The 17033-nt window shown below is 51.6% G+C and carries 16 protein-coding genes; 2 read left to right on the top strand and 14 right to left on the bottom strand.

The annotated features are described in order from the left end of the window. Positions 1-128: 128 nt before the first annotated feature. The gene (locus I2H39_RS21690; RefSeq protein ID WP_138309185.1) at positions 129-689 is read left to right on the top strand and encodes a sugar O-acetyltransferase; all 561 of its coding nucleotides are present in this window, start codon (positions 129-131) and stop codon (positions 687-689) included. Positions 690-710: 21 nt separating this feature from the next. On the opposite strand, the gene I2H39_RS21685 is transcribed toward I2H39_RS21690, so the two are convergent. The 12 genes from I2H39_RS21685 to I2H39_RS21630 form a co-directional block, all read right to left on the bottom strand. Beyond that, on the bottom strand, positions 711-2288 hold the full coding sequence (locus I2H39_RS21685; protein WP_195627512.1) for an N-acetylmuramoyl-L-alanine amidase: 1578 nt from the start codon (positions 2286-2288) through the stop codon (positions 711-713). Positions 2289-2384: 96 nt separating this feature from the next. Next, positions 2385-3212 carry a hypothetical protein gene (locus tag I2H39_RS21680; RefSeq protein ID WP_138309183.1) on the bottom strand — a complete coding sequence of 276 codons (828 nt, stop codon included), beginning with the start codon at positions 3210-3212 and terminating at the stop codon, positions 2385-2387. Further along, positions 3209-4621: a HAMP domain-containing sensor histidine kinase gene (locus I2H39_RS21675; RefSeq protein ID WP_138309182.1), complete on the bottom strand. Its 1413-nt coding sequence runs from the start codon at positions 4619-4621 to the stop codon at positions 3209-3211. The genes I2H39_RS21680 and I2H39_RS21675 overlap by 4 nt, the downstream gene beginning before the upstream one ends. Next, positions 4618-5277, bottom strand: coding sequence for a response regulator transcription factor (locus I2H39_RS21670; protein ID WP_195627511.1), 660 nt, complete (start codon positions 5275-5277; stop codon positions 4618-4620). The genes I2H39_RS21675 and I2H39_RS21670 overlap by 4 nt, the downstream gene beginning before the upstream one ends. After that, positions 5274-6380, bottom strand: coding sequence for a VCBS repeat-containing protein (locus tag I2H39_RS21665; RefSeq protein ID WP_195627510.1), 1107 nt, complete (start codon positions 6378-6380; stop codon positions 5274-5276). The genes I2H39_RS21670 and I2H39_RS21665 overlap by 4 nt, the downstream gene beginning before the upstream one ends. A gap of 157 nt (positions 6381-6537) precedes the next feature. Continuing rightward, positions 6538-6870, bottom strand: a complete 333-nt coding sequence (locus I2H39_RS21660) for a cupin domain-containing protein (RefSeq protein WP_138309179.1) — start codon at positions 6868-6870, stop codon at positions 6538-6540. A 51-nt stretch (positions 6871-6921) separates the two neighbouring features. Further along, on the bottom strand, positions 6922-7254 hold the full coding sequence (locus tag I2H39_RS21655; protein WP_138309178.1) for a cupin domain-containing protein: 333 nt from the start codon (positions 7252-7254) through the stop codon (positions 6922-6924). A gap of 92 nt (positions 7255-7346) precedes the next feature. After that, positions 7347-8687: a serpin family protein gene (locus tag I2H39_RS21650; protein ID WP_195627509.1), complete on the bottom strand. Its 1341-nt coding sequence runs from the start codon at positions 8685-8687 to the stop codon at positions 7347-7349. Positions 8688-8802: 115 nt separating this feature from the next. Beyond that, complete coding sequence (locus I2H39_RS21645; protein ID WP_195627543.1) at positions 8803-8994, bottom strand: hypothetical protein; 192 nt, start codon at positions 8992-8994, stop codon at positions 8803-8805. Positions 8995-9044: 50 nt separating this feature from the next. Then, positions 9045-10883: an ABC transporter ATP-binding protein gene (locus I2H39_RS21640; protein ID WP_347708602.1), complete on the bottom strand. Its 1839-nt coding sequence runs from the start codon at positions 10881-10883 to the stop codon at positions 9045-9047. 137 nt (positions 10884-11020) lie between these two features. Further along, complete coding sequence (locus I2H39_RS21635; RefSeq protein WP_195627507.1) at positions 11021-12859, bottom strand: ABC transporter ATP-binding protein; 1839 nt, start codon at positions 12857-12859, stop codon at positions 11021-11023. Between the two features lie 58 nt (positions 12860-12917). After that, a complete protein-coding gene (locus I2H39_RS21630) occupies positions 12918-13367 on the bottom strand; it encodes a MarR family transcriptional regulator (protein WP_195627506.1) in 450 nt (149 codons plus the stop codon). 233 nt (positions 13368-13600) lie between these two features. On the opposite strand from I2H39_RS21630, the gene I2H39_RS21625 reads away from it, so the two are divergent. After that, the gene (locus I2H39_RS21625; RefSeq protein WP_195627505.1) at positions 13601-14476 is read left to right on the top strand and encodes a LysR family transcriptional regulator; all 876 of its coding nucleotides are present in this window, start codon (positions 13601-13603) and stop codon (positions 14474-14476) included. Here I2H39_RS21625 and I2H39_RS28940 read toward each other — a convergent pair. After that, positions 14445-14645 (bottom strand): hypothetical protein, encoded by a 201-nt coding sequence (locus I2H39_RS28940; RefSeq protein WP_207746921.1) that lies wholly within the window; start codon positions 14643-14645, stop codon positions 14445-14447. The two genes, I2H39_RS21625 and I2H39_RS28940, sit on opposite strands and share 32 nt — an antisense overlap. Before the next feature lie 191 nt (positions 14646-14836). Beyond that, on the bottom strand, positions 14837-17026 hold the full coding sequence (locus tag I2H39_RS21615; protein WP_195627503.1) for a diguanylate cyclase: 2190 nt from the start codon (positions 17024-17026) through the stop codon (positions 14837-14839). Between the last annotated feature and the right edge of the window lie 7 nt (positions 17027-17033).

Raw genomic sequence — 17033 nt, 5'->3', positions numbered from 1 at the left:
CAATTATATCACAATCTTTTTACTTGTCAACGGATAATATTGTACATTTTACACAAAATTTTTCCTTGTTATATTGGTCCAATCATGTTAAAATCAATAATTATATATTACAGAAGGGGGAACAAGCCATGATAAATGCAGAAAAATCGAAACGTTTAGACGGACAGCTCTATTATAACCAGGACCCTTTATTATTGGAAGAGCATCTGAATGTCCAGATGCTCCTTCATCAATATAATCATCTGTCTCCGGACAAACGCAAAAAACGCAGGAAACTCCTGAAACAAATCCTGGACCATCCGCCAAAGGATGCCTGCATAGAACAGCCATTTCACTGTGACTTTGGCTATAACATCCGCATTGGCAGCCATTTTTATTCCAATTATAATCTGACCATACTGGACTGCAATACGGTTACCATTGGACATCATTGCCTGATTGGCCCTAATGTCAGCATCATTACCGTGAACCATCCCCAGGATCGGAAGCTGCGTTCCAGGTCTTTGGAATATGCCAAACCCGTAAGCATCGGCAATGATGTGTGGATTGGATGCGGCGCCATCATCAATCCCGGTGTTTCCATCGGAGATAATGTAATCATAGGTTCTGGCAGCATTGTGACAAAGGATATACCATCCAATTCCCTGGCAGTAGGAAATCCCGCCAGAGTCATCCGGTCCCTTGAATAAAAGACAAGGGACCGTGATGCCCTACTGTTCCTTAAACTGCACCGGCACCACATCCGGAGTCAGCGGTTCCATCCGGTATTCCGGGAGCTGGTCAATCAGACCGTCCAGGCAAAGGGATGTGCTGTGGACCATATCGTGGGCCAGCAATACCACCTGCCGCCTCCCCAGAATGGTCTTTTTGGCATTGTCAACCAGTTCCTGGGGCTGTGATTTTTTAAGGGCGTCATCCAGACTGGCGTTCCAGTCAAAATAGATAAATCCCCGTGCATCCATCTCTGCTATGATTTCTTTGTATACCTTCCGGTTATAGCCGTTGATGCTGCCTCCCGGGAACCGGTAAAGGACCGGCCTTACTCCGGTCACTTCCAGGACAGCCCTGTAAGCTTCCTCAAAATCCGCCAGATAGCTGTCCCTGCTCTCATAAAGCGCCTTGTAATCATGGCGGTTGCAGTGGATTCCAATGGTATGTCCTTCTGCCACGATTCTCCTTGCCACATCCGGATGTTTCCTGACATTTTGTCCCACCACAAAAAAGGTTGCCTTTATGTTCCTGGCTTTCAGCACATCCAGCACCGCACTGGTATTTTCAGCGGAAGGGCCGTCGTCAAAGGTGAGGTACATAATCCTGGGTTTAAAATACAAATCAATGCCTTTGGCAATTCCCCCGGCCAGTTTTTCCTGGTACTCCGGGTCTGTCAGGCACTGCCTCTCCCGGGCATTGGACAGGAAACCCGTCTCAATGAGGCAGGAGGGAATGGATGTCTGGCTGGTAACTGTAAATTCCGCATCCCCTCTCAGTTCCCGCGCCTCGGCCCCTGTACTGCCCACTGCTTCCTTATGGATTAGTGCGGCTAAACGCCTGCTGTCTCCGGCACTGGCCCGGGCTCCGTCTCCGGAACTTACACTGCCTTGGGTTTCGTCCCCGGCACCGCCCGCCTCTGAATACCAGGTTTCAATTCCCCTGATATCCGTGTCCTCCCAGGTATTCTGATGAATGCTTACATAAGCGCCGGCCCGGACTTTATGGGCCGCCTCCACCCGCTGTTCTTTTGAATGATACGTATCATCCTCCCTCACCATCATCACCGTATATCCCATATCCTCCAGCTTTGTCTTCAGCCGTTTTGCAATTGCCAGGTTGATATCCTTTTCCATTACGCCTTCCTGGCTGGCCCCTTCATCCTCTCCGCCGTGTCCTGCATCCACGGCAATGACAGGCGGACCTGCATATTCTGTATTCCCACGATACAAAATAGAACACAGTGCTTCCCCCTCTCCTTTGATTGACGTCTGCAGCCTGGCTGTCTCGTCCAATATGCGGTAAAAGGCAGTTTTCTCAGTATGGACGCCTGGCAGAAACTGTCCATTCCCTGACTCCCGATTTTCCGGTATGACCATGGCCATCACTGCCATGGTCATGCATACACCTGCCGCCAACTCTGCTGCCGCCAGGAAAAACGCCCTTCTCCTGGCCCTTCTCCTGGCCTGTTTTCTGCGCTCCGTCTGCCTCACGGACACGCTCCGTCTTCCAGACACTGCCCGTTCTTCAGCCTCCATCTGCCCGCCGTAATCCAGCGGTCTTATCCCTCTTCTGTCCATGATGCCTGTCCTTTTCACGTAAAAAGCTCTTGTGTACTGCAATAAGCTTACACAAGAGCGGCATCAAATTATCATCATTTTTGCATCAAAGTTGCATCATCTGGAAATTTTCAGAAACAATTCATTGATTCCCTCATAAAAGCCAACCGTCACAATGGTTTCTTCCTCCTTCCCTTCGCTGAATACGTACTTTTTGAAACAGGGGGTTGCCTCCATCAATGGGTTCTGGTCCTGGTAGGGCACCGGTTTTTCCAGGCCCATATAAGAGCTCCATGCATCCACTATCTGCTCAGGGTCCATGTCCTCCCACAGCCTGTGCGTTCTGGCATAAAATTCATATATCTTACCGTTATCCCCATCAATATAGGCATCCATAAGGCGGTTTTCCTTGTCTGTATTCTTCTGGCTGTTCAGAAGGCTCAGTTTCCAGACCGCCACATTATTCCTGGGCTCCAGCACGTCGATGGCTGAATACAGGACAGCGTCATACTCCTCTTCGGCCACAGGCCTTACGGATTCAGGCAGAATTCCCAATGCCTTCAGTTCCTCCAGCCCCTGATTGCAGGTCGCATAAATCTGTGAATCCGTGATTTCCTGGCCGGAAGGCCCTCTGTGATTCATCACAAATGCATAGGCTCCCTCCAAATCCTCATACTCCGCCTCACCGCTTTTTCCGGGCCTTACAGCCTGTCCTGTTTCAGGAATGGTCTGGCTGCCCAGGCCCTCCGACAATATATGGAGCTTTTCAGCTGCGCTTAATGTATAGCGGTATCCCTCCCCTTCCGTATCTGCTGTCATGGCATGTATCTGCCCAAGCATGGTCCGGTCCTTGTATCTGGTCAGCATCTCAGGACCGCAGATGGACAGGGCCATAATCAAGCCTGCAAACAACAGGAATAACAGGTTGGCTGCCATTCTTCTCATGATTGGTCCTCCTTCCAGAGGGGCAGGGTAAAACTCATGGTGGTTCCCTTCCCCAGCGCGCTCCTGACATTCAGACGGCTCCCATGAAGCTCCAGTATCTCCGCGCACAACGCCAGCCCCAGTCCTGCCCCGTTGCGGCTTCTGGACCTGGACTTGTCAACCATGTAAAATGCTTTGGTAATCTTGTGCTGTTCCGCTTCCGGTATGCCCACTCCGTGGTCCTTTACTTCAAAACAGTACCCGTCCTTCAGCAGATGGCCGTAGACCTCAATAAGGCCGTCCTCATCGGAAGCCTTGCATGCATTGTCCAGAAGGTTCATAAGAACGGATTTAATCAGATTGGCTTCTGCCTTCATTATGCCGTCGTCATAGTTGAAGTATATCTTCATGCTCTTGTTAATCACATACATGTCATACAGGTACAGGAACAGGGATTCAGCGGATACCATGGTAAATTCCACTTCTCCCCTCCTGGTAACCATGATGTCCAGCAGGCGGAAGGACATGGCTTCCAGGCGTTTGCCTTCCGTGTAAATATAATTGGCCGACATGAACTGTTTTTCTTCATCCAGCCTGCGGGAGCGCAGGGCATCCGCATAACCGATAATGGAAGTCAGCGGCGTCTTAAGTTCATGGGCAAATGCCGCCACAAAATCCTCTCTGGCCTGAATCTCATCCTCCAGCTGGTTGATATTGTCCTCCAGGGCATTGGCCATCCGGTTAAAATCCGTTGTGAGCTGTCCCAGCTCATCGCTGCTGACTTTTCTTGCCCTGTGGTGGTAATCCCCGGATGCCATACGTTTGGTAGCCCTGGTCAGAAGGCGGATTGGCCTGGTCAGAAAGGAGGCAATGAGATACATGACAGCCGTACCGCACAGCAGCATGGCAACCGTCACCCTTCGGTAAACAGAAAAACCCAGGGACCTGTCCCGAAACACCTCGGACACGTCCTTCATCGTCTCCAGATACAGCACACGGTCCAGGGCATTGACAGCCGTGCCTGTCTGTATGTAATATGCTCCCTCCTGTTCTATGACCCTGTATGTCCTGGTTTGCTGGCCAGTCTGGTCCAGCAGCCCATCCCCCCCGTCAAACCCGGGGCTGGCATAGAGCACCTGCTTCTGCTCATCGCAAAGCCGCAGCAGCCGGCTGGAGCTTTTGCCTCCTGACTCCAGGTTGGAGGCTATCTGGCTCACCGTGGTATCCTGAAGCACATCGTATTTGGCAGGCACATTGAGGGCAGCTGTCTCAAACGCAAAGCGCAGTATGCTGCTCTCATCCAGGGCCTGGCTTACTTCCCGGTCCATGGAGGTCTGAAACACGTAATTGACAAAATAAAATCCGCTGAACCCAAATCCCAGGGCCATGACAATCATGGTCCACAGCAGGAGTTTGAACGAAAATTTCATTGAGCTACCTCTAGGCGGTATCCCACCTTGTATACTGCCACCAGATTATTTTCCCATCCCAGCTTCCTTCTCAGGCGCTGTACATGCAGGTCCAGGGTGCGGCTGTCCCCGGAATACTCCCCTTCCCAGACCTTTTCATACAGGGTTTCCCTGAAAAGGGCTACATTTTTATTCTGTATAAAAAGCACCAGAAGACCGAACTCCTTGTTGGTCAGTTCCACGTTCCGGCCTGCCCTGGTGACCCTGCGTGCCTCCACGTCCACGGTCACATCGCCGGCCGTAAGCAGACGTTCCGTCTTATTGTACCTGCGGAGCACCGCCTCCACCCTGGCCACCAGCTCCACCACGTCAAAGGGCTTTACCAGATAGTCGTCCGCGCCCAGACGCAGTCCCTTTACCCGGTCCTTCACCTCATGCCTGGCAGTGATAAAAATCACCGGTATATCCATGGGACGGATGTAGCCCATGATATCGTACCCATCCACCCCCGGCAGCATGATGTCCAGCAGAATCAGGTCAAAGAACTGAGTCTCTATGAGCTGGAGGGCCTCCACCCCGTCCTGGACAGCCGTGCACTGGTAACCGCTGGCCGACAGGTTTAAATCAATCAAATCACAAATCGGTTTTTCATCATCTACAATCAGTACCTTTATCATGGTTTTGACCTCCACCCCCAATATGCGCGGGCCCTGGCTGTCAAATCCTCCAGGGTACCGCCTTCCTCCAGCTTAAGTGCCTGCTTAATGTCCGTATCTTCAAAAAATCCGCCGGTCCGCTGATAGTAAATGGAATAGTTTCCCTCCACCACCGGCTCACCGCTGCTTCCCTCGTAGCTGTAATCAGCCAGTATGACAATGTCCTTCAGTCCGTCCCCGTCTATGTCCTGACAGGTAATGCCCTTTAAGGCATAGAGATGTTCATATTCTCCCATGGGCTGGAAGCTCCACACGATATAGCCCTGTTCATTTACCAGGTACAGCATGAATACCGTGTACTCCGCCATCCGGTAGGTGCCCGGGGTAACAGAGAGACGGCCAAACTTTTCAAACCGGATGGAACGGCTCTGCTCCGCAATAACCGTCATCCCATGGGACAGAAGCTCCTCATTGGTCGTGGCTGTATAAAGAAACTCCGTGGAATATCCGTCCCGGATAAAGGATGTAATGAAATGGATGCTCTTGTTCATGCCGAAACGGTTCATCTTTTCAGAGAGTCTGTAATCCCTGTAAAAACCGCCGTCTTTCTGAAACAGCACATCCCCCACCTTGTAGGGCTTTGCCTGTGCACCGGCGCTCTCATTGACGCAGGCGGTTATAAGCACAATATCCGCCCATCCGTCCCCGTCCATATCCTGAAAGGACACGGCTGCCACCCGGCTGTCAGGCTGTCTGAGCTGCCCCCTTATCTGGTTGTTGGTCTCCAGCTGGTCTGTCTTATACGCCACGCTCCCGTCCGCCCTGGCAAAGAAAAGCGCCAGCCGGTTGGACTCCCGGTCAAAGGCGGGTATGAAGGACACCTCCCCCTCGCCTCTCATGGTCATAGGGAATACCTGGCCGTCCGCCACCTCAAACCCTTCTGATGCAATATCCCCTGTCCGGCCAACCCGGTCCAGCCGCTGCCTGTACTCGCTGTATGAACGGGAAACAGCCTGGGAATCCCGGGCGCCCCAGGACGCCCCGGGAAAACCCAGGCATAAGGAAACTGTGATGGTCAGGAACAGGAAAGCCCGGAAAGACAGGGCAGGATACATTTGATTCATCAATGGCATGCACCAGCTTTTCTTAATGTACTATTCCGATTATACCAAATAAAGGGGGGAATTCAAATATATTCAGGGCCTGCCTGATAAAATATTTTCGGTCCGGCAATATCTTTCGGTACCATGTCCTCTCTTACCGCTGTTCTTATCATCCTCACTATTTAACCACGGTCAGCATCATCTTAAAACGTGTTACCGCCTTAACCGCATGAGGGACTCCTGCCGGCATCACAACAGCCTGTCCTCCCATCACATGATGGGGCTTTCCGTCTATGGTAATCAGTGCTTCCCCTTCCAGTACAAAGGCCATTGCATCTCCTGGCGCTGCATGGGTGCTGATTCCTTCTCCCGCGTCAAAGGCAAACAGGGTGATACCCACGCCGGACTCCTGTGCCAGGGTCAGGCTTACTACCTTTCCGGGGTCATATTCCACCTTCCGCGCCACTTCAAAGGGTACTGCATGTTCCAGATTCTTAATCCGTTTTTCCATCTTGGTTCCTCCAGGTTTAATGATATACTTCGTAATCAGCCTCCTGATACGTTACTGCTTTGCCGTGATTTGCAGGAGCTTGAAGGGAATCTCCCCTCTCAGGGAATGGAGCGCCCCTGCGGGAACCATAAAGACCTGTCCCTGTTCCATCCGGTGTTTTGCAGAACCTATCTTCAGGGTCATCTTCCCCTCTGCCAGCAGATACATGGTGTCTCCTGGATAATGTTCCTCGCTGACGCCTTCCCCGCCGTCAAATGCCAGCAGGGTCATCTGCACATCCCCGCTCTGGTACAGGCTCATGCTGACCACCTGGCCCGGACGGCACTGAATCAGCTCTGCCAGGTTTTCCGGGCTTTCCGTGGGTAAATGTCTTAAAAATTCCATATAAGACTCCTTTCTTCCGGTGATAGCGTCAGTATAAACCTTTTTTATGAATCTTGCAGTTGTTGTGCCAACATTTTTATTTTTTAATCCTTTCATCCCCCAGGCTGATTACACACTCCAATATACAGCGGCGCTCCCTGGTACACTGTCACCGCATATAAAAAAGGCCTGTCCAGGTTCATCTGTACCGCTGTCTCTCCTGAATACAATCCGGCGAATCCGGCTTCTCCGTTCTCTGAAAACAGACCCACGCCTTTTTCATTGACGCTGAACCTGGTGGATTGGAGCACACCGGAAAGGAAAAATGGGTCACCTGTAAGACCTGTAAAATCCGCCCGGCCTGCATCAAATGCATCGGTCAGCCCCAGACCGGCCAGTACAGGTCCCAGGTCCGCTGTGGTGGATGTCTGGAATACAGGCAGCTTCCACTCAATACCGCCATAGGATTCAAGCTCATCTATACGGCCAAACATTTCCCTGGCAGACGTTTCCTCAGACAGCAGCTCCTGGATTGTCACTCCCTGGTCCGGCAGGACAAATATCATGGAGGCGTTATCCGTAAGGGAGAGGGAGGCGCGAAGAAAACCCTGTCCCCGGTAATATGTGCCGTTCCACCGTCCTGTCATATACCGGCAGGACATATCCTGTCCGCCGGCAAGATGGAACACATCCGTTATATTGTCCTCAGCCCTGAACCCGCCTGTCCACTGGGCATGGTAGTTCACTGCGTTCACAAGCTTCATGGTTTCGCCGGACGCAGATGACATGTCCATGGATATGGCCTGGTCTGTCTGCCATCCAATCCACTGCCTCACAATGGCAGGCAGGTCCTGGTTTCCAAAGTCCACCCGGAAAACAGATGCATAATACTGGCTTTCCGATGTTCTCTTAAAAGAGCCGTTCAGCGGCGCCCCCTCCTTCAGCCACATGGAGTTCACCAGCTTCAGTTTTGTCTTTTCATTGTTCCGGAACATCTGGCGGTACAGGCGTCCGCAGGAAGCTGCCAGGTCTGCCGGAGGGAGGGCTGTGTCCGGCGTCCGGCTGCCGCTGCCCATAAGCGCCAGCATCTGCGACCTGGTGTTTCCCCCGGCTCCTTCCGATGCCTGCGCCAGAGCATAGTACAGGCTTACCGGTGAAAAATTCATGTTTTCCCGGCTGTCCCGCAGCAGCGGCAGGAACACCTTATAAGAAAACCCGGATATACCATCTGTAAAGTCCGGATTCACCGTGTTATTCTGCGCCACGGCGCGCATACTGCCTAAATCGTTGTAAGCTATGGGGTCCGGGTCCCTGGAACCGGATTCACACTGGCAGCCTTCCCCGGATACACCGTTAAAAGGCGCAGCAAAGGCCACAGGACTTCCTGCTGCCAATACGGATACGGCAGTGGCCAGGACGCCTGCGGCGGCAATGGATATTATAGTCCGTTTCATAATTCATTCCCCCTGTAATGACTGGAAAACCAGAACCATTTGCATCTGATTTTATTGTACCAGATTATTGCCAGGAAGATGTTTCTATTTTCTTACTTTATATGGTCGTTCTCCGCTACCACAGTGAAAACTCCTTATGGCCCCAGGTTCCGTCAATCCGGTTCCAGCCTTTTAAGAGCTCCTCATTTTCTTCATAGACCCACTGTCCGTTTTCCTCCTGAATCCACTTCCCTGCCCAGGCCGGAAATGTACAGCCCAGTATAGATGCCATGGCTGCAAAAGCAGCTAATCTGTGTCTTATTTTCATCTGATTCCGCCTCCTGTCCCGGAACAAATCTTAAAGTTTCTTCCTAATCCTTAACCTGCTTCCTCAAAATTCCCTGTATACAGCTGATAATATTTCCCCCTCCTTCCAATGAGCTCATCATGGGACCCCCGCTCAATGATTCTTCCCTGTTCCATGACCATGATACAGTCTGAATTGCGTATAGTAGACAGCCTGTGGGCAATGACGAAGGTGGTCCGTCCTTTCATCAGGGCATCCATACCGGCCTGCACCAGGGATTCCGTCCTGGTATCTATGGATGAGGTGGCCTCGTCGAGAATCAGTACAGGCGGGTCTGCCACAGCTGCCCTGGCTATGGCCAGAAGCTGTCTCTGTCCCTGGCTCAGACTGCCTCCATCCCCTGTAAGGACAGTTTCATAGCCATCCGGCAGACGGTTTATGAAGCTGTCTGCATTGGCCAGTTTGGCCGCATTGATGCATTCCTCATCTGTGGCATCCAGTTTTCCGTAGCGGATATTGTCCATGACAGTCCCTGTGAACAGATGTGTGTCCTGGAGCACGATACCAAGGGAACGCCGGAGGGCTGGTTTCTTTATTTTATTGATATTGATTCCGTCATAGCGGATTTTGCCGTCCTGTATATCATAAAAACGGTTAATCAGGTTGGTGATGGTGGTCTTGCCCGCTCCGGTGGAACCTACAAAAGCAATCTTCTGGCCGGGTTCGGCAAACATCTTAATGTCGTGGAGCACCATCTTGGATTGGTCATAGCCAAAATCCACGCCGTCAAAGACAATGCCGCCTTCCATTTTCTTATAGGTGACGGTCCCCTCCGCCTTATGGGGATGCTTCCAGGCCCAGACACCGGTGCGCTCTTTTGTCTCTTCCAGGGTGCCGTCCTCCTGTTCCCGGACATTCACGAATTCCACATAGCCCTGGTCCTCCTCCGGCTTCTCGTCCAGAAGCTCAAACACTCTTGCGGCGCCTGCCGCAGCCATGACCACGGAATTCATCTGCTGGCTGATTTGGGTAATGGGCTGGGTGAAATTCTTATTGAGTCCCACAAATGCAATAATGGTGCCAATGGTAATTCCGCCTATACCGTTTAATGCCAGGATTCCGCCTGCTACCGCGCACAGTACATAGCTCAGGTTGCCGATATTGGCATTGACCGGCATAAGAAGATTGGCATACCGGTTGGCTTTATCCGCATTGTCCCGGAGCCGTTCATTCAGCACTTCAAAATCCTGTTTTGCCTGTTCCTCATGACAGAATACCTTCACCACCTTCTGTCCGTCCATCATTTCCTCTATATATCCGTCCACCTCTCCCAGGGCGCTCTGCTGTTTCCCGAAATGGGAGGCAGACCTGCCTGACAGACATTTGGTGGCAAACAGCATGACACAGGCCATGGCAAAGGTAAGTATGGACAGGGGTACATTTAAAACCAGCATGGAGACAGCGGTGGCCACCAGGGTGACCGCTGAATTGGCCACCTGGGGAACACTCTGGCTCATAAGCTGCCGCAGGGTATCCACATCATTGGTATACACCGACATGATGTCGCCGTGGGCATGGGTGTCAAAATATCTGATGGGCAGGGATTCCATCCTGGTAAACAATTCCACTCTCAGCCGCTTCATAGTACCCTGGCTTACCGTAACCATAATTCTGTTATATGCATAGGCTGCCAGGATACCTATGAGATATAGGGCTGCCAGCTTGCACAGCGCCCCTGCCAGAGATGAAAAATCAGGTGACGGATTTCCCATTGACACCTGCCCCAGCAGGGGCTGGATATAATCATCCACCAGGGATTGTATGAACACCATACCCTTCAGGGTGGCTGCCGCGGACAGTATGATGCATGCCAGCACCCCAGTTACTGCAAATTTATAGTTGGCAGCCATGTACCGGATGACACGGCCCAGAACCCGGATGGATTCCCTGGTTTCCCTGTCTTGCTCCTGTTTCCCGGGCTGCTTTTGCCTGCCGCTCTGTACCTGCCTGCCGGGCTGCTCATGCCTGCTGCTCTGTCTTTTTCCCATCATGCAACACTCTCCCTTCCTGCCTTTTCTGTCCGGGCCTGGTCAAAGTCTCCGCCGCCCCTGCTCTGTGACTCGTAAATCTCGCGGTATATCTCATTGGACCTGACCAGCTGGTCGTGGGTTCCGTATCCGTTTATACGCCCATCTTCCATCACCAGTATGTGGTCCGCATGCTGCACGCTGGATATGCGCTGGGCAATGATGATTTTTGTGGTTCCCGGTATTGCCGCTGCAAAGGCATCCCTGATTCTGGCATCTGTAGCCGTATCCACTGCGCTGGTGGAATCGTCCAGAATAAGTATCCTTGGTTTCTTTAACAGCGCCCTGGCAATACACAGTCTCTGCTTCTGGCCTCCTGACACATTGGTACCGCCCCGTTCAAGAAAGGTGCCGTACCCGTCGGGAATACATTCTATGAATTCGTCAGCACAGGCCGCACGGCAGGCTGCACGGCATTCTTCCTCCGTGGCATCCGGATTTCCCCACCGCAGGTTCTCCAAAATCGTACCGGAAAACAGGACATTTTTCTGCAGCACCACTGCCACGGAGTCCCTGAGCGCATCCAAATCATATTCCCGCACATCCCTGCCTCCCACACACACACTGCCACTGTCCACGTCATAGAGGCGGCTAATCAGATTCACCAGGCTGGACTTGCCGCTTCCTGTGCCTCCTATGACGCCCACTGTCTCGCCGGACCGGATATGGAGGTCAATATTTGACAGAGCCTGCCTGCCACTGCCTTTATCACCCCATGTATCTCTGTCTTTCCCACTGCCGTCCTTATCCGTGCATTCAACTTCCGTACTGCCCTTCCCGTAAGAAAAGCATACATTGTTAAAATCAACGCTTCCGCCCGTCACATCCATGACAGGACGCTCCGGGTTTCGGATGCCGGGCTCCTCCTTAAATACTTCCTCAATCCTCCTTATGCTGGCAGCGCTCATGGTAATCATGACAAATATCATGGACAGCATCATGAGGGACATCATGATTGACATGATATAGCTGAACAGGGAGGTCAGTTCGCCGCTGCTCATGGTTCCGCTCACGATGAACTGGGCCCCAAACCAGGATACGGCCAGGATACAGGCGTAAACCACCAGCATCATGGCAGGATTGTTAAATGCCAAGGTACCCTCTGCCTTTACAAACAAAGAGCAGAGGTGCTCTGCTGCCCCGGTGAATTTCCGGTTCTCGTAATCCTCCCGCACATAAGCCTTTACCACGCGGATGCCAGATACATTTTCCTGTACCCCTGCATTCAGGTCGTCATATTTAGTGAAAACAACGTCAAATATCTTTCTGGCCGCCATCATGATGACTCCCAGGATACAGGCCAGAAACAGGATGGCTCCCAGGAAAGTCATGCTTAACCGGGGGCTGATCATGAAAGACATTGCCATGCTGCATACCAGCATAAGGGGCGCCCTGACAGCCACCCGGATAACCATCTGGTACGCATTCTGGATATTGGTTACATCCGTGGTCATACGGGTCACCAGACCTGCCGTGCTGAACTTATCAATGTTTGCAAAGGAAAATGTCTGTACCTTGTCATAAATTCCCTTTCTCAGATTACAGGCCAGACCGGAAGATGCGCTGGCCGCGTACTTTCCCGCCATTGCCCCGGATATCAGGCTGATAAAGGCCATGACAATCATAATTCCTCCATAGGTATATACTTTTTTCATGTTTCCTTCCTGGATTCCCTCATCAATAATCAGCGCGGTGATAAAGGGAAGCATAACCTCCATGATTACCTCCAGCGCGGTAAAGAGAGGGGTCAGAATGGAATCCTTTTTATACTGTTTAAGCTGCGCTAAAATAGTCCTCATATTCTGTCTCCTTGTATTCTGTTTCCTTATTTTTCAGGTTCTGCAACTATCTGTGCCATCAGCCGGAAATGTTCCTGCATGCTCTCAGATTTCTGTCCATCTGCCTGAAACAGGACCTAAGGGTCTGTTCATCCCGGGGCGTGATTCCATTAAGCACCCTGTGCTCCATTTCCAGCATTCTCAAATCCAGAGCCTCCTTCAGAAGTCTTGCCCTGGGGGTGACAAGGATGATTTTCTGCCTGTCATCCTTTGGTCCCGGCCTGAATTCAATGTATCCCTTTTCCCTGAGCCTTTTTAAAAGACCGGAAACCGTGGGTCTTGCCACTCCCAGTATCCTGTGGATATTGGTGGAACAGAGTGTGCCGTCAGGGTACTCCAGGATAAACAAAAGGACGGCTCCCTGGGCGGCAGTGAGCCCCATATCCTCATACACGCGGTTCATCAGGAGTTCCGCATCCATATTCAGCTTTTTCAAAACCCAGAGCAGTTGTTCATCCGGTTCCCACATGATATCACCCCATTCTGTCTGCCGGTACGGCCGTACACAAGAATAGTTAACTAGCTAATAATTAGCTTCCTATATTTATACATCATTTTTTGTTGAATGTGAAATTCAAATATGTTATAATCTATAAAATTCTTTTATTGTTTACTATTAGTATTCTTTTTAACGCAAACAGGCCAACACCAGGTTTAAGGGGATTCACAAGAAATTATAAGGACATTCGGAAGGAGATTCTTATGAATACAGTGCAGTTAGAATGTTTTCTGGCCGTAGCGGAATATCTGAATTTTTCCAGGGCAGCTGATTTTTTAAAAATTACACAGCCTGCTGTGAGCCATCAGATTACATCCCTGGAGGAAGAGCTGGGCATCAGGCTCTTTGTCCGTACCAGCAAAAATGTAAGCCTGACCGAAGCCGGGCTCATGTTCATGGAGGACGCATCCAGCATTCTTAAGATTGCTTCCGGCGCCAAGAAACGGCTGGGCATGGGAATCGGTGATTTTCTGTCCCTGACCGTGGGATGCCATAACCAGTCAGAGCTGGACCTTCTGCCTCCTGTCATACACAGGCTGGCGGGACAGTTTCCCACTCTTCATCCTTCTGTGAAGCTGATTCCTTTTAAGTCCATGGCCAACCTTCTGGAGGAAGAACGCATCCATGTCATGTTCGGTTTCCGGCAGGACGACCAGAAGAAATCCATCGGCATATTCCATGAACTGGCCCGGACACCGATGGCCTGTGTGTGCAGTACCGCACATCCTTACGCCGGACGCGCCTCCCTGAACGTGAAGGAGCTCAAAGGCCCCATGGTCCTGGGGGAGCCCCACAGGCTGCCTCAGTCCGTGCTCCAGTCCCAAATCCGCGTGTCATCATCCTCCTGCCATCCTTCAGAGCTTTTCTTCGTGGATACCTATGAAAGCATACTGGCTATGGTAAGGGCAGGCCTTGGATACACCCTTCTTCCCTTCTATCCGGGCAGCGATAAAAAGGGACTCTGCTATATCCCGGTAACAGACATACCTCCCCTTGTGTTCGGGCTGTATCACAAGGGAATACATGGAAATGTAATACTGAAAGAATTCATCCGGCTACTGGATGAAGCTTTTGTTTAAATGTATCCGTAATGTCTTCCCGGTCCTGGGTGCCGGTCAGATACGCCTGGACGTAAAACAGCAGGAAGGACTGGCACAAATCCTGGAACACGTCAAAGGACTCCCTGCCCAAATCCTTGATTTCCTGATTGGTGCAGTTGTCATACATCCAGTTCTTATACATCTGCATCCAGTCCTTTCCCGGATATGTATGGATGCTTCCTCCTGCACAGAGGCGGAACAGATTGCAGGACTCCTTAATCAACGCCGCAGAAATAAAACAAAGGCAGCACAGCTCTTAAACATGAGCCGTTCTACCTTATGGCGGAAAATAAAGAAATATGGTCTGGAATGGTAAGACGGATACGAACCGGAGCGGTTTCACACCGTCCCATACTCCACGGTCCGTCCTTTCCTGTTCTCCTTGGCCTCATACAGGGCAATGTCCGCGCACCTTACCAGTTCCTCAAACGTACAAAGTTCCTCCCCATACCAGGCAATGCCTGACGAGATATGAATCTCCAGCTGTACTCCGTCAGGCAGCACGGCCGGATGGTTATCCAGGATATCGTAGAAATCCTTTAATTGTTTTCTGACCGCATCCCTGTTCTCATAACCGAACAAAAGCATGAAAAACTCATCCCCGGAACGCCTGCCTACAATGGCATGTTCCTCCGGTATCTGTTTCATACACACCGCGGTCTCCCTGATATAGATATCGCCGCTCTCATGGCCGTGTGTGTCGTTGACTGACTTAAGGCCGTCTAAATCCAGCATGACCATGGCTGCAGTCCCCAGTCTCCCGGGGCCAGCATGGTCTGTCCTCTCCCCGGTACGGCCGGACATCTCCCCGGCACGGCCGGACATGGCCCCGGCCTGGGCCAGCATGGCTTCTGCCTCCCGCTGGAAAGCTGCCCGGCTGTAAATCCGGGTCAGGCTGTCATGGTCCCTCTCATATTGCATCCGCTGTTTTTTCATCATATCCCCGGTCACATCCTCAATGATTCCCAGAGAATGGCCGTGGCGCAGGGACAGGGTAATCCGCACCCAGCGCTCTGTTTTCCCGCTGATTCTGTAGATTCCGTTTTCCTCGGGCACCGGACGTTTCTGCATATCCCTCAGCCTGGAGAGAAATACCTCCTCATCCACATACAGATGGTCCTCGTCCTCATGGGGAAGCTCCATAAGGGAAAATATCTGTTTAGTGACCTGGACCCCATATCCGCCCGGACTGTACTCAAAGGCTCCTATGGGAAGGCCCAGAAGGTCCATGATTTCAGACATCTTAAGAGTGTTATCCAGCAGGTTCTGATTGGATATCTCCACGGCACTGGACAGCAGGTCCAACTCCTCAATCCCGGTCCTCTCCAGTCTTATCTTTCTGGTATAGTCAAAATCCCTTACCTTGGCTGCCAGCTTTGCAACAGGGTCCGTGATTTTACGGCTGATGAATCCGGCGGCCCCTGCTCCCAGCAGCAGGGATGCCATCAGGGTAACTGCAAATATCTTTATGATTCTGTGGAGGAAACCAAACAGGGCGTCCCCTCTCATCAACCCCAGAACCACCCAGTTTCCGCTGTCATAGGGAACATTCTTTGTTCCGTACAGGTCCAGGCTCTTAATGCAGCCATATATCTTTTCCCCTGTAAGATTTGACACCTGACAGACGGAATACTTGTCATCCTCTGCTTTTATCCTGAGCAACGGCTCATTCCCAAAAAGCCGGTTCTGGTATTCTCCCTTCTTAACCAGCGGCAGCAGCTCCTGCGGGTTTTCCTGTTTCGCGGCAATCATGTACCCCGGAGAATCCTGGGCAGACAGCTCATTGGCAGGCAGCAGTTTCCTGATATATTCCAGGGATATCTCCACTCCCACCACGCCGTGGACCTGGCCGCTGCGGTCAAAAAGAGGCACGGTGTAAGTTATGACAGGCACATCCTCCGGCGTCATGCAGAAAGGCTGGCTCCAATATCCCAGCTTCTTATAATCCTGGGACTGGCCGGCTGCCTGATACGGCATCTCAAAAAACTTCCTGTTCCCGTCATTCAGCGACAGCCCGTAATGCCACACGCTGTCCAGAGGAATCCGGTACTTCCTGGAAACCTCCGCCGGTCCCATGACCTGGAACAAATCACTGTTGTCCGCGCTGTATGTTTCCGGGTCATAGTCCCTGAAATAGAGCGCCGGCAGGCTTTTGCCCTGTCCCGGTCCATTCAGAATCAGAAACGTGCCCGTGGTACCGCTGACATGCAGCATGGATATTAAGGTATCTGCGGAACCGGTTAAAAATGCTTCTGCATCCGTTCTCCCCTCCCCATAACCGGCATCGGACAGCTGGTCGGACAATTCCTGGACATAGGGATGAATGTTGGTCCACCGGTTGTCAATCTGGTCCTGGATGGAACTGGCTCTGAGTGTCACGGTAGAAGCAAAGGACTGGTATGCCGTGTCCCTGGCCTGCTTCAATATACCGCCTGCTATGAGCATCCCCAGTACCAGCAGGGACTGGAGAATCACCAGCCCCGCAGTAAAGGCAGAGCATTTGAATGCAATGGACTGCTTTTTATTCATATTCCTC

The organism is Clostridium sp. 1001283B150225_161107_B6, from assembly GCF_015556325.1.
GTDB lineage: Bacteria > Bacillota > Clostridia > Lachnospirales > Lachnospiraceae > Enterocloster.
Note: the sequence above shows the minus strand (reverse complement) of the source record. Positions and strands in the feature narration are given on the sequence as shown.